This is a genomic window from Bacillus sp. YKCMOAS1 (genome assembly GCF_030268125.1).
Taxonomy (GTDB): Bacteria; Bacillota; Bacilli; order Bacillales; family Bacillaceae; genus Bacillus; species Bacillus safensis.
Map to the genome: position 1 here is coordinate 211,228 of NZ_BSEI01000003.1, position 13,909 is coordinate 225,136.

A 13,909-nucleotide genomic window follows, 5' to 3' on the forward strand; every position below is an offset into this window, starting at 1 on the left:
CTACTCCTTATGAACAGAATGCTTTTGTATTTCTAAAGACCGATTAATGTGAAAGAATCGTTTACGGATGGGCTGATTCCAGGTATGAACGACATCATTTGCATCCAGTACTTCGGATAAATAAGCAAGTGATTCAGGCTGAAGTGCATCCATGACAAGATCAGGTATCGTATGAGGAAAGACTTCATTCACATAATGCAAAGCAAAATAGACCATCTTTTCAAAACCATACGCTTTCGTTCGACGGACAAACAGCTCCACATCCAATAGATCTTCTCTCATAAACATGCCATATATATCAAGCAGCTTATAAAGCAGTAAATCTTTCATTGACTCGACTTCATTTAAATAAATCGCCTCTTTGTAGAAATGAATACATAAGAAAATCAGCATATCCTCTTCTTTTAATGACCATACAAGGTGCTCGTCAACAGACGTTTGAATTCGTCTAGACAGCATTTCTTGGACAATTGAATCTGTCCGGTTTCCTGTCATGAGGTCAACTGAAAACTGAACATCGATTTTATGACAGTCAATAAAGCGGCATTCTGGTGTAGGTTTCATGTAGGTGTAGGTTTGATGTGAGTTCATGATGAGGTAAAGAATGTCTTTTCGTTTCGCAGGTGTGACTGTCTCCGTTTCATAATTCCAAGAACCTTGAATATAGCCTAATTCTTTTAATACATGTCCAGTTTCTTGCAGCTGATCTTGTGAGATAAAGAGATCGTTGTCCCCAAATAAGCGAAGCCCTACATCGCCGTATGCCCACTGACCAATCACACTTCCTTTTACAATGGCATACTCAATTCCTTTTTGATCTAGTGCTTGGAATAACTGATCGTTTAACGTGATATTGTCTCGTGCCGTTTCTAATTGCCCCTTATACATAATCTCTAATGACTTTAAAAAATAAGTTGCTTTAAAATCTTTTCTTAAATGAATGGCGTAACGTTTAATATTTTTCCATGCAATACCTGCTGTCCGGTGAACATGCAGCATTCCGAGAATGACATTCCAGTCTTGCTGCTGATATAGAAGCTCCTGCATCTCTTCTATCTGGCTGTCTTCTAAAAAGGGATTAGATAAAATGAGGGCTGTGTGCTCTTCTTGAGTCAGATTACTTTGCAGCATATTGCCCCTCCTTTATATGAAACATTTCATCCGGCCAATTCTTTCGATTTCGACCGTAAGTTTGTAAAAACACTTGAACCCATCGATCGATACCAAATGCGGCACAACCTGAATAAAGCGGCATATCATCTTCTCCCTTGATTTGGAACCTTTCACAAAGCATCTCTCCACAGTCGTTAAATGAAGCGATCGAAACGTCTTTCTTTTCTGTCACAGCTACTAACTCATATTTGCTGTTCGCCATTAATTGATAATTCGCTTTATCCATATCATCATAAAAGAAAAAGGGATCATTTGCGGTGGTAACCTTTCCACTAAGGCCAAGATGATGAAAACATTGCCATGTGTGTTCAAGAAGTGTTTTTCTTGTTTCGTTGATGTACTCGTTATCACCGATAAAGACAATTTCACGCATACTAAATTCTAGTTTCCTTAGAGGATCTACTTTCCAAGAAATTTCATGTCTAAAACACTGCCCAGCTGCTGTCATCATTTGATTGTCTGTATAGGTCTTCCCTTCCCATTCCTCATAGCAGTGATAACAAATACATGGCTGTAAAAAACGACCTGCTTGCTGGAAGTGTTCAGGCAAAAAACCATGATGCTTTTCTCGAATGTCATCAATAACCTGGTAATCATGAGGTATTTCAAAGACAGAATAAATATTTTGCGGGAAATTCGTATGGTATTTACACTTTTCCATTAATTCTTTACTCATCGTAGAAGGGTATCTTCTTAATTTGGCTCCAAGTGAAGCCCCCAAACTTAAGAATAATTGATCAAAATAGTGTGCGAGCTCCATTTCAATTTCATCATAGAAGGTTCTCTTTTGGTCATCCCCGTTTAGTTTCGAATGAACAGGCTCACTTTTTAAATGAATATTTGATTTCATTTCCTTTTCACGAAATCTCCGCAGTTGAGCTACATTTGACGATAATTTTAAAAACGCAGCTGATATTGCCTCTGTATCTCCCGTATGATCGACTGTTACTTCAATAACAGATTCCTCTTCAAGAAGATCAACGTGCAAAATGTGGGCAGATAGAAAAGAAACTCTTTCCACAAAATCCGGTATCATTGTATCTTCTAGTGCATCTGGTAAAGGCAGCTGAAGGGTTCTCAACTAAATTCCTCCCTTTTCATTGATCACTTCTGGTACTTCTAATGGTTGTAAAACTTTATTGAGATAGTCATAAATTGGCTCTTGCAGATGAACATCACATAACTCAATCGCCGATGGATGGCTATCTTGAACTGCCAGCCCCCACTTGGCCTTCTTCAGCAGCAGTCTGTCATTATGACCATTTCCAAAAGCAATCACACGATTTAAATCATTTTCTCCAAAACAATCTAATAAATGGCGTTCAAGCATATCTGCCTTACAAATTCCTTTCGGGGATATCACTTGTGCATTTAAAAACTGGGCATCCGCAACATCACAATGACAATCTCTTAATTGATGAGCGATATCTATTTTTTCTTTCGGTAAAATAAATAATTTTGTCACACGTTCAAATTTAAATTCTTTCTGATGACCAACCTCTATTTTTTCTCGTGGAAATGTGTAAAGCATGCAATATTTCAACTTAGCGCTTTTACTTGATGCCACATGCTTCCCGTGTGATTCCATGACAAATTCAGCTTGACCATCAAGTGATGAGATGACCTGCCGGCATATAGCAGCATCTAGATATTGTATAACGTCAAATGTTTTCTTTTGATGGTGGCAAATCACATTTCCATCATTCAACAACACATCATGATGAAATAAATCGAGTAAAGATGGATCTAAGTTCAGAGAGAAAAAAGAATCATAGGTTCTGCCTGTGACAATAATTGAAATAATGCCTCTTTGGCGCAGCATGTTCACTGCGCCATGGACATCACCAATAAGCCTGCCTCTGTCATCAATTAATGTTCCATCCAAGTCAAAAGCGGCAAATTTTATCTCGCAAAGATTTAGTTCTGCTACCACCGATCACACCTTTTTCAGCTCAGCATTTGCTACATATTCATTGAATAGACGCAATGATTCTGAATCTACTTGTCCAACTGGAGGGCTTTTGAATAAGAACGGGCAGACGTCATGTATGACACCGCTGTGATTCATGTCTTTAGCTGCTTTTGCTACACGCATTGCGTTAGCGATAACACCAGCTGAATTCGGAGAATCTTCTACTTGTAAACGGATTTCAAGCGAAATGTCTGAATCTAAAACAGAATTTCCCTCCAAACGCAGGAAGCAGACTTTATGATCCCCTAAGTAGCTGACATATCCATTTGGACCTGCTGCCACTTCGCTGGCATCAATACCAGAGGCAAATAATGCTTTTCTCTTCGATTTTTGTTTACTCGTTGATCTCATTGGGTTGGCAAGGTTTAAAAAGTCTGTATTGCCTCCGACATTCAATTGGTACGTATTGGTAATGTCAATCCCTCGGGATTTTAATAGCTCAATTAACGCTGTATGCAGTGTTGTGGCACCTAAATGACTTCTTAAATCATCTCCAAGGAGCGGGGTATTCGACTCTTCAAACATTTTGACAAATTCAGGATCGTTTGCCACCGGTTCAGGTGTCGCATTAATAAAGGCAGTTTGCGCGTGTGCACACGCCTCTGCGTATACTCGAACAGCTTCAAATGAACCCGTCGGTAAGAAGCAGACTAGTACATCTGCCTGAACGTCCTTTAATCTTTGCGTCACATCATGTGTGTTCATTTTTAATGAATGTTCATGCGGCTGAATGCAGTTGGACAAATCTCCTTCAAGACCATCACACAAAGGACCTGCTTCAACGGGTACTTGGAAAAACGGAACATCAATATGTTTTACTGCAGCCGTTGGTTTAGTAAAAATAGCCTCTGATAAGTCTTTTCCTACTTTATTTTGATCTACTTCAAAAGCTGCAACAAATTCCACATCAGACAAGTGATAACCTCCAATGACATCATGCATAACACCGGAGAGCGTATCCATCTTTTCCTTTGCCAATTCTACAAATTGAACGATACTTGAAGCGCATGATCCTACTCCTGCAATTGCTACGCGAACTTTTGTCATTTTCATAACCCCTTTTTTTAGAATTTATAGAGCCAATTTTCGCTTTTGACGAGATTGAAAGATATACCATTCCTCGTAACCTAATTCCTTCAGCGTCTGTTTTACTTTCAGCCAATCATCTGCTACTCGGGCTGGCTGATGTGCATCTGAGCCAAACGTGACATCCACACCATAAAATTTGGCTCGCTCTAATAGATCCAATGATGGATACCAGCCGCCGCAGTCTTTTGTTTTGCCAGAGGTATTCACTTCAATGACAGAACCACTCTCCGCAATTGCTTGCAGTGCATCATCGACAGCTTCTGTTTTGAGATGAGCAATCTCTGGATAAAAACCTTTTAAGGCGTCAATATGGCCTAAAACGTCGAACATTCGACTCTCAGCAGACATTTTAATTAACTCGTAATACGTTTCTTTTTCAATGATGGCTTGCTGCTCTGTGATTCGTTCCCACCGTTTCCGGTTAAATAGGTCATATCCATTACTGACATGAACCGAGCCAATGATATAATCAAATGGATAATGTCGATACACGTCTCGGTAAAGGGCCTCGTGTTCTGGAAAATAGTCAGATTCGACACCTAACAGCACGTGAATTTTTCCGTCATATTCCTTTTTCAACTGCAGGACTTCCTCTATATATGATTGAAATTCACTTTTAGCCATCGCTACCCAGGGTTTAAAGTGGTCAGCCTCTTCACCAAAGAACGGGGAGTGATCTGATATTCCAATAAAATCCAGACCTAATTTGACAGCCTCATCGATATATTCTCTGATGTTCCCTTCCGCATGACCACAGCGTTGATGATGTGTGTGCAGATCAAATTTCATGCAATTTTTACTCCTCTACATGGCAGTATAGCCGCCGTCAACCATCAAATTTTCTCCTGTAATAAAGCTCGCTTCATCTGAAAGAAGGAAGATGACAGCAGATGCGATCTCTTCTGGATCAGCGGTTCGTTTCAACATGTGCATCCCGCCAATATCAGGATGCTGATTTGCTTGCTCTCTTGTCAAACCAAGCTCTTCTAAATGGAACCGCTCGTTATTTTTGTTCCATACCGTGCCTGGATTCACTGCGTTTACACGAATACCCGCATCCGCCAAATCCATTGCCATGCACCGCGTCATATTGACAACAGCTGCTTTTGTCGCGTTATATGTTAAATATTTCGGCTGGGCAATGTGGCCTGAAATGGAGGCAATATTTACAATCGATCCTTTTCCTATTTTCTCCATGTAATGCGCAGTATGTTTGACACAAAGCGCTTGTCCCATAATATTCAAATCCATGATGCGCCGCCATTCTTCAACGGTTGCTTCAAGACCCCGCATGATAAACACGGCTGCACAATTCACCAGCATATCAATTTTCCCAAAATGATTGGCTGTTTTTTCGATCATTGAAACAATTGATGCTTCATCAGCAATATCAGCCTCTATAAACAAAACATCATATCCATTTTCTTTGAGCTGTTTTTCTGCTGCAATTCCGTAATCTACATGGTGATCAGCAATGGCGACTTGTGCACCTTCTTGTGCGGCTCGTTCTGCGACCGCATATCCAATCCCCTGAGCTCCGCCTGTCACAATAACCGTCTTTCCTTTCATACCTCTCATGTAGCTGCCTCCTCTTACCACTGAAGTCTTTGCCCGTCTCTCAACAATTCTCCTGTTGGTCCATCTCGGGGCAGCTGTGCCGCCCACACGATTCCTGATGCACCTTCCTGTATGGTTTTAACAGCCTCAGATGTCCCCATGTCCGTTTGTACCCAGCCAGGACACACCGCATTCGCAAGGATAGAATAGGGTGCCCCCTCTAAAGCTGTGACTTTTGTGAGAACATGCAGCGCCGCTTTTGACATCCGGTAGTAAGGGCCGCTTTTTCCGTCACGCCTGATATCGCCTGAAGCGTAGATAGCAGAGAGCCTTCCCATACCGCTAGATACATTGACAATCCGTCCATATCCAGCCTCTTTCATGTAAGGGAAAACGGCCTTGGTCATTCTGACTGCACCATACACATTCACATTCATCGTTTCTTGGAGTGTCGATACAGGAAGATCTAGAAAGGATGGAAATGTGTGATCCTTTATGTTGTCATGAAAGACACCCGCATTATTAATGAGCACATCCACTCTCCCGAACGAATCTTTCATAAATATCGAAAAGCGTTCAACCGATTCTTCATTTGTTACATCCAGCTGAAATGGCACAACATGCTCAGTCATTTCAGACGCAGCGATTTTGGCACTTTCAAGCTGCCGTGCAGTTAAAATAACAAGCATTCCACACTGCGCAAGCTGTTTGCATACTTCTTTACCTATGCCCCTATTTCCGCCAGTGACAACAGCGACCTTCATATTCTCATCTCCTTTTGGAGATACCAATCTTCCTTCAGCTGGTTGGATGCAGATTCTAGTGCTTCGAAAGACCAATCAATATACCAGTTTAGTAAGTGAGGTGTAAAGGTATGCAGCAGTGTTAAATACCGCTCTGTTGGAATATATAAAAGTCTGATAAAAGCAGATATAGAACGCCATTCATATTGGGATAAGTCATCTGCATATGCCTTTAAAAATTGAATCGTTTTCACAATATCTAGTTGAAACGTTCCTCTCTTGATTCTCGTTAACAAAAAAGCAGATATGGCTGCATCATATACTCGCGGTCTATAGCCTGCTGTATCAAAGTCAAGAACCATGGCAAGCTTTTTGTTACGAATTAACAGGTTGCCAGAATGAAAGTCACCATGTGTAACAGCATGAGGTAATGCTTCATATATACTAGGGTTTAGCAGCGTGATGATATTCATTAGTTCCCGTTCATATACTTTGAGCAAAGCAGCAGCCTTTTTAGAAGAAACTACCTTTTTTAGGGAGTAAGCCGTCTTGCCGAGCGTTTCGTCCGGAGAAGTAATCCAGTTCTTCAATTCGCAGTTTGGATTCACAGGTCCTTTCGGTAAGTTCTTCAATGAATGGAGCTGTTTTAATACCCGGATGGCTTCTTGTTCATCTGAACGATTGCCCATTTCATATGGTCTTCCTTCGAAATAGGGCCGCAGCTGCCAAAAGTGTTCTTTGAATAAAATGGTCTTACGACGGTCTTCTGCCTCCATCATAGGTTGAATCGGGAAGCCATGATCAAGCAGAGCATCTGTTAATTCCTCTAAATATTGAAGCCACTCCGCATCATGATTTCTCGCACATTTTTTTAAGACAAAACGGTTTTTGATCGTTTCGACAAGCCATCCTTCATTAGGGCTTCTCCCGTTTAAAGGTGTTAAACGAATCGGCTGTTCCGAAAACCAATATTTCAGGACATTATTAGCATCATCTAATGTCGTCATGTCCTCACCCCTTTTTCTCAAGGTTTTTGATTTTCATTAGCACCTGGTCTGCATCGTCCCGTTTGTCTATGCGCAAGCATTTCACATGAGATTGTTCTTTTAATTTGTGAAAAAGCTTTTCGTTTTGATGAATCACCTCTGGATAGACTTGAAAGGCATATGAGAAAAATTGGAGCGCGTTACCCATTCGCTCCTTATTTCCATTCCAAAGTTTCTCCCTTGTGATGAGCCGTTTGAATGTCCTTTTCATGAGGCGGGGGAATGTCTGTCTTCTCTTGACATCAAGCCAAATGATCGTATCAGCATATTCAGCCAATATGTGATGAACAGATGAATATTGACCATCAACGACCCATTTCTTTTCTTTGACAATTTCATGGACACTATCGATAAACACCGTCTTATCTGTTTTTTTCCAATTCGCTTGCCAGAATAGGGCATCGAGTTCATAGTGAGGTAACGTTAACTCCTGCTTCAATTGATGTGCAAGGGTTGTTTTTCCAGATCCAGGCGGACCGACAATCCAAATTCGCTGGCTAGCTCCGTTATTATTCAAGTTGTTCCCTCCGTTACAGAACACGTTGATGCTTTTGAATGTCGTTTCTCACTTTTACTAGCAGATCAAGTGCTTCATCCCAATTTAGGTTTTCTGTTAATTCAAATACGGGCGTTTCGCTTGAATGAATGGATACATCTTTACATAATAGATCTAATACTTCCGCCGAAAAGCCATTTTTCTTTAACAGCTGGCCAAAAAGTGTATGCGCGGGAGTCAGTCTTGTATCAGGTGTACTAAAATAGTGAATCATTCCCGCCATTGCTTCTACAGGACCCGGTGATAGGTGAATGCCATTAAACCGAGTACACACGTTAGATAAACCAAACCGTTTTTGCTCCGACAGCAGCATGTGTTTAAAAGAACCCGCTTTAGCCTCTTTAGGGTCCGTTGCACCGATGAAATCTTCTCTCAACATCCTCATTGGCTGCTTTGAAAAACATTCAATGACGATAATAGACTTTGCAGGTGCAGTGAACCACTCGATTTGACAAGGGTGGAACGAATTGAGCAGAAGCATTTTTTCTCCATCCACCTCGGCCTCTATGGCGTATGTGCCCGCACCCAACTTGTCTACCTTGACGTTTCGGGTTAAAAGCTCTAAACCATATGGAGTGAGCTCTTTGTACTTTTGTAAAAATTGATGGCCTCCATATATGAAATGTTCCTTCTTTTTAAACTCTGGGTATTTCAAAGCCAGCATCTTTTTTGCTGCATCTGACACTTCACTCAGACCGTTTTTAGAAATTTTATTTAGCATCCCATATTGATTTTCAATGATTTTCTTTTCTTTCAAATATAAGGATGATATAACGCGCACGGCTCCTATTTCTACCTCACGATCATCTAATCGGTGGAGAAGTTCCTCTAGTATTAGATCAAGCTGTACACCTTTATTGATGCTTGTTAATTCAGGCTTTAGCATCAACAGAAGATGGTGCTGGTTCAATTGTTGTTGTTTTTCAATTTCATATGGATGAATGGTCACTGCCATAGGTTCTTTTGTATGAATACATGCATGAACGGCATCAATGACTCTTTTTTTCATCCTTTTTACCACATTGTCACGCCTTTAAAAATTAAATCTGTTGTCACATCGCCCATTGAATGAACCGCATTCATGACGAGGTCTTCAATTCTTTTTCTATCCACTTCATTTCCATCCCACTGCTGAATACGAACGGAAATTTCATCCGGGTTGTGGAGCGGTGCCTCTTTTGAAGTAAAGATATGCACTTCTGTTGGCTTTTGAATGGTCTCAAAAATTTGATCTGCCAGCCGTTGTGCGAGCACCCCATATAATTTTCCTGTATGATCAAGCGGGTTTTTCCCAGCCGGCGCTTCAATACTCATAGACCGCATTGGGGTGATCAGTCCATTTAATCGATTTCCTCTTCCAACAACTCCTACATCGCCGGTATCTGCTACAGAACCTAGCGCTGTTAAGTACGGACGGCCATTGCGATCTGTAGCGTTCAGCATGAGATCAGGCGTGAGGCCTAACGTTTCATGGATATAGCGAGCGATTTGATCTTGGCATTCTTTTTTGCGGGCAAAATACTCCTCAAGACTATGAATATCTTTAGCTAGAAATGGCATGTTCACTATGAGTTTAAAATCTTCATGACGTCTGCTTCCAAATATTTTTACATCCCATCCGGTATCTGGATTGACCTTTTTAAATTCTGGTCCATTCACATAACGCTCTGTATAAAGAACCAGTTTCTCAAGACGGCTTAACGGGGCATGAGCATGCAGTAAGTTACAGTCGTTTGACACAAGCTTTGGATCACCGATTTCAATCATGTCCGTTTCAACCATCGGACGATATCGTGAATTTTTGCGGCCTGCCCCCTGATGATCAACGATTCGGCAGTCAATGACGAGATGTTCTTCAGGATCAAATCCTGTTGTCACCTCTGATAACACATCCTTTGCCGCATCGAAGAGAATCTTTTTAAGAGGAATGGACTCATCGCCGTATGCGTATGCGCCTTTTCCAGCAAATACAACTTGATACGGTTTGACCATTGTCCCTTTCCCATACGAAACATCAGCATCTCCGCCAAGAAGCATGACTTTGTCAAACCAGTGGTGTGCCACTCTGCCGAAATGCTCCATGCAATATTGAGAATAGTATTGAGAAGCTCTTTCTGCTATAGCGTCACACATCGTATCTGGATGTCCTACACCTTTACGTTCCACAAGCTCATATGGAATTTGTTCGATATCTTGTCCATCACCTTTTAAAATATCAAGAATGGTTTTTTGAATTGTTTTCATTATCTATCGCCCGCTCTCTTTTAAAATATAAAAATATTAATCATTCATCTTAAAACAACATGAAACATTTGGTAATATATATATATTCTGTATGAAAGAGGTGTCTATTTTGATCAATGAATCGATCGTGCAGCGTCTGCAAGATACAACCACCGATATAAGGAAATTATTAGAACAACATCAAATTCCCGGCTGTTCCATTTGTATTTCTCATGAAGATGAGCACATTTGGTCGTGGCATGAGGGTCTCGCTGATATTGAAAGCGGCACCCCTGTTACAAAAGACACAACCTTTCGAATTGGTTCTGTGACTAAGCCTTTTACTGCAATGGTTATGATGAAATTGCGAGAGGAAGGATCTATTCAACTCGATGCACCCATTCATACTTACGAACCACTACTTTCTTTCATAAAAAGTCACTTGTCTGAACCAATTCCACTCACTTTCCGAATGATTGCCTCTCATATCTCAGGCCTGCCCAAAGCACTCGACAAAGCCAATCATTTACGAGATATGACTCTAGCTCAGTGTATTGAAATACTCACTATTTTCACACCGCCTTGGTCTATCATCAATTATTCTAGTCTTGGCTACTCTATATTAAGTAAAGTGCTAGAAAAGGTGAGTCATCAGCCATATAGAGAATTAGTGCACACCCATATACTAAAACCGCTCGATTTGAGGCAAACTGGATTTATTGAAACAGCATCCACAGCTAAAGGGTATACAGCTTCTTCCTCAGGCCTGTCCGGCGTATCCTATCCAAGTGCTGAAACACCATCTTGGGAGGACGGTTCAAGCGGACTAATCTCCACAGCAGATGATCTGATTCAATTCATTCAAGATCAATTCGGTGCAAACAGCCTGCTTCAACAGCATTCACTAAAAGAAATGCAAAGCCCCGTTATGGTTGAAGAAGATTTCAGCAGAGGTGTTGGTCTTTCATGGTTTTTGAGACCTTTTAACGGATTCACCTTGGCTGAACATAGCGGAGAAATTAAAGGGTTCACCTCCTATATTGGATTCATTCCAAAGAGAAAATTAGGTGTTTGCATTCTAATGAACTCTGACGAAAGGCTCGCACGGCCAATTGCCGAAATGCTCTTTCAAATTTTGCTGCCAGCAGATCACGAGCAAATGAAAAAACGTGAAGACCGGCTCAAACGAATGTTTAGACAATCGTCTCTTTAAATCGAACTGACTTTTTTGTTTAACAGATCTGGAATTGCTTCTTGCAGGTGACGCGGATCACCCTCTAAATAAAAGCATGGCATGTTAAACAAGTGATGGATAAGCTCAGATGCCTTTTGCTCCAGAAAGGTATCTGACACATGCCGAAGTCCGAGCCAGCCTTTTAAATAGTCGGGATCTTCTGGTTCTCTTATATTTGCTGCCATAATGTCTTTTGCTCTTTGATCATCTCTTTTTACTGGCACAAGCCTAATCTCACCAGAACCTATTTTGAGTGAGGGGAAAATCACCATATCTACTTTCGTAGAGCTTCTAATCGTTGTTCCTGTCATTTCAGCAGCTTCTTTTGGTGTAATTTCAAACTTACAGCCGCTCGCCCATTTTTCTTTTGCCTCTTCCTCTGTTGATATGGTTTCATCCCATATTCTTTTATCTTGAGACCGGCTGAATTTTTTGTTTTTCAGTTCCTGTATATTTGTTGTGGCTTGGACAGTTCCTACTCCAAGCGCCAAACACATCGGCCATCCATACACAGTAAGTTCCTGATCTTCAAGCACTGAAATGGAACGATCGTTTGTGATAAAATCTGCTCCTCCATAATGCAAAAACTGCCACATAGTAGTTGACTTCCCAGCACCTTTATCGCCGATAATGAGCGCTCCTTTTTGGCCATCTTCAAAAGAGACAGCTGCTGCGTGCGTAAAACAGCCACCTTGATTTTCTAATGTTCTAAGGGCAATTTCTCGAACGATCCGCAGTGGACAGCGTATCGCAGACTCATTATTGTTTTTTCCAATCACAGCATAACGCCCTTTATTGACCGCCACACTGTGCGGTTCGTCACCTTCATGTGAGGCAAATAATACTTGATCGTCTAATTTTAATCGTTTGTAGGTAAACTTCCTTTTTGCTGTAATGGTTTCACCCTTTTGAAAGCAAGCACTGCGAACAGACTGTTCAAGCTCCGGATCAATGATAAACCGTATCTCAATCTGTGAAGGGATATCTCCCTCACGGCGATCCAATTCTTTTGGGATATAATGTTCAATATCTTCAATCGCCTGCAATTCCATTGATAGAATATGAAAATGAATACCTGCAAACACAAATGATTTTTCATAAGGAAAATCGTTCTTCGGCTTTTCAAAAAACGCTTTTATATCCATATCGAATCCTCCTCTTCAATTTGCTATTGCCTTTCAGGAAATAGCTGTATCGCTGGTTCCTCTTCAAGCTCATCGCGATTATCCAAGCTGAAAAAGCGTTCAACAAAAGATTTTTTCCATATTTTCAAAGAACCGAAATCATTCTCTCCATAGGCTTCTAAAAATGATTGGTCACTCATGTCTAGCTGCTTCAATTGGTCAATATAGTTCGTTTGATACAATAAATCTAAAAACGTAAACGTGTAAAAAAGTGCTTTCTCGGCCCCTAATTCCTTCGCTCTTTCTTGCAAAGCGTGCCAATCAAGCTGATTTTGCTCTTCAGCAAACATGACGTACTCCCTTACATCACAAAACTTAATCAAATTAAGATCTGCATGTAAGTAGACATACTGTACGTTTGTTGCCTCCTTATATAGATGAAAGGCAAGATGGATAAGAAAATCTAACGGCTGAAGCAAATAGACATCTGTTTGAAAGAAGGATTTTTCTTCAGCAGCATCCAGCAAAGCATTTGTTGCTTCGTAGTTTTTTTTCAGCTCAACATCATAAGAGAAATCGACTCGGTGTACCTTTAGAAAATCTTCTCCGCTTCGTTTAATATGTGAATAAAGATTCCCGGCATTCATTCTCCACATCATTTCTTCTTCTCTTTCAATCGGTATTTCCTGATCGGCTGCCCAGTCATATTTCCCGATGATAAACCCTTCTTTCTTGAGCAATGATGAGGCACTTTTCCGGTCATCTGGATGAATTAAGAAATCAAGGTCTGACATCATTCGCAGTCCATAATCTTTGTACACAAGCGGGGTTAAAATGGCGCCTTTAAGGGGGACCGCTTTCAGCTTTGCATTTCGGAATGTTTGTAACAGACGCTTGAATTCTTTGAATCTCTCCACATTTTTTTGCCGATTCCCTATATAGTGATAGTGAAGCAAAAATTTGTATGTTGTCGTCATGCTCTTTTCATCATCAAGGCGAATTAAATGAGGTGTCATCAGCTGAAGTACCTTATGTCTTGATGCCAGTCCAATTAATTTAGGCATATCGATGCCATCTTTCAATAGAGCTCTAATAGACTCTTCTTCTTGTTCATTCAATTGAATACGTGAGCTAAGTAATAACAGCCTCTGCTCGTTTGAGAGAGTGGATTGATCCAAAACAGACTGCATGT

General features: G+C 40.8%; 14 protein-coding genes. 1 reads left to right on the plus strand and 13 read right to left on the minus strand.

What is annotated here, in order from left to right; genetic code table 11:
• From QSJ46_RS10130 to QSJ46_RS10180, 11 genes are read right to left on the minus strand one after another with little or no spacing between them, the layout of a single operon-like run.
• Positions 1-1,131: a nucleotidyltransferase family protein gene (locus QSJ46_RS10130; protein WP_224928322.1), complete on the minus strand. Its 1,131-nt coding sequence runs from the start codon at positions 1,129-1,131 to the stop codon at positions 1-3.
• Positions 1,118-2,254 carry an aminoacyl--tRNA ligase-related protein gene (locus QSJ46_RS10135; RefSeq protein ID WP_285604682.1) on the minus strand — a complete coding sequence of 379 codons (1,137 nt, stop codon included), beginning with the start codon at positions 2,252-2,254 and terminating at the stop codon, positions 1,118-1,120. The genes QSJ46_RS10130 and QSJ46_RS10135 overlap by 14 nt, the downstream gene beginning before the upstream one ends.
• The gene (locus QSJ46_RS10140) at positions 2,255-3,106 is read right to left on the minus strand and encodes an HAD hydrolase family protein (RefSeq protein ID WP_285604683.1); all 852 of its coding nucleotides are present in this window, start codon (positions 3,104-3,106) and stop codon (positions 2,255-2,257) included.
• Positions 3,107-3,109: 3 nt separating this feature from the next.
• Positions 3,110-4,192 (minus strand): inositol-3-phosphate synthase, encoded by a 1,083-nt coding sequence (locus tag QSJ46_RS10145; protein ID WP_268429895.1) that lies wholly within the window; start codon positions 4,190-4,192, stop codon positions 3,110-3,112.
• 24 nt (positions 4,193-4,216) lie between these two features.
• Positions 4,217-5,023: a histidinol-phosphatase gene (locus tag QSJ46_RS10150; RefSeq protein ID WP_224928311.1), complete on the minus strand. Its 807-nt coding sequence runs from the start codon at positions 5,021-5,023 to the stop codon at positions 4,217-4,219.
• 15 nt (positions 5,024-5,038) lie between these two features.
• Positions 5,039-5,812 carry an SDR family NAD(P)-dependent oxidoreductase gene (locus tag QSJ46_RS10155; protein WP_212039835.1) on the minus strand — a complete coding sequence of 258 codons (774 nt, stop codon included), beginning with the start codon at positions 5,810-5,812 and terminating at the stop codon, positions 5,039-5,041.
• Between the two features lie 14 nt (positions 5,813-5,826).
• Positions 5,827-6,555, minus strand: a complete 729-nt coding sequence (locus tag QSJ46_RS10160; RefSeq protein WP_212039834.1) for an SDR family NAD(P)-dependent oxidoreductase — start codon at positions 6,553-6,555, stop codon at positions 5,827-5,829.
• The gene (locus tag QSJ46_RS10165) at positions 6,552-7,541 is read right to left on the minus strand and encodes a phosphotransferase enzyme family protein (RefSeq protein WP_285604684.1); all 990 of its coding nucleotides are present in this window, start codon (positions 7,539-7,541) and stop codon (positions 6,552-6,554) included. Before QSJ46_RS10165 ends, QSJ46_RS10160 begins: the two co-directional genes overlap by 4 nt.
• A 4-nt stretch (positions 7,542-7,545) precedes the next feature.
• Positions 7,546-8,097 (minus strand): AAA family ATPase, encoded by a 552-nt coding sequence (locus tag QSJ46_RS10170; protein WP_285604685.1) that lies wholly within the window; start codon positions 8,095-8,097, stop codon positions 7,546-7,548.
• 13 nt (positions 8,098-8,110) lie between these two features.
• Positions 8,111-9,145, minus strand: coding sequence for a hypothetical protein (locus QSJ46_RS10175; RefSeq protein ID WP_285604686.1), 1,035 nt, complete (start codon positions 9,143-9,145; stop codon positions 8,111-8,113).
• A gap of 5 nt (positions 9,146-9,150) precedes the next feature.
• Positions 9,151-10,380: a methionine adenosyltransferase gene (locus QSJ46_RS10180; protein ID WP_285604687.1), complete on the minus strand. Its 1,230-nt coding sequence runs from the start codon at positions 10,378-10,380 to the stop codon at positions 9,151-9,153.
• 109 nt (positions 10,381-10,489) lie between these two features.
• On the opposite strand from QSJ46_RS10180, the gene QSJ46_RS10185 reads away from it, so the two are divergent.
• Entirely contained in the window at positions 10,490-11,572 is a 1,083-nt protein-coding gene (locus QSJ46_RS10185; RefSeq protein WP_285604688.1) for a serine hydrolase domain-containing protein, read from the plus strand.
• Here QSJ46_RS10185 and QSJ46_RS10190 read toward each other — a convergent pair.
• Together QSJ46_RS10190 and QSJ46_RS10195 are read right to left on the minus strand one after the other, a co-directional pair.
• Positions 11,569-12,738, minus strand: coding sequence for a hypothetical protein (locus QSJ46_RS10190; protein WP_212039831.1), 1,170 nt, complete (start codon positions 12,736-12,738; stop codon positions 11,569-11,571). The two genes, QSJ46_RS10185 and QSJ46_RS10190, sit on opposite strands and share 4 nt — an antisense overlap.
• 23 nt (positions 12,739-12,761) lie before the next feature.
• Positions 12,762-13,907 (minus strand): nucleotidyltransferase domain-containing protein, encoded by a 1,146-nt coding sequence (locus tag QSJ46_RS10195; protein WP_224928294.1) that lies wholly within the window; start codon positions 13,905-13,907, stop codon positions 12,762-12,764.
• Positions 13,908-13,909: the final 2 nt, after the last annotated feature.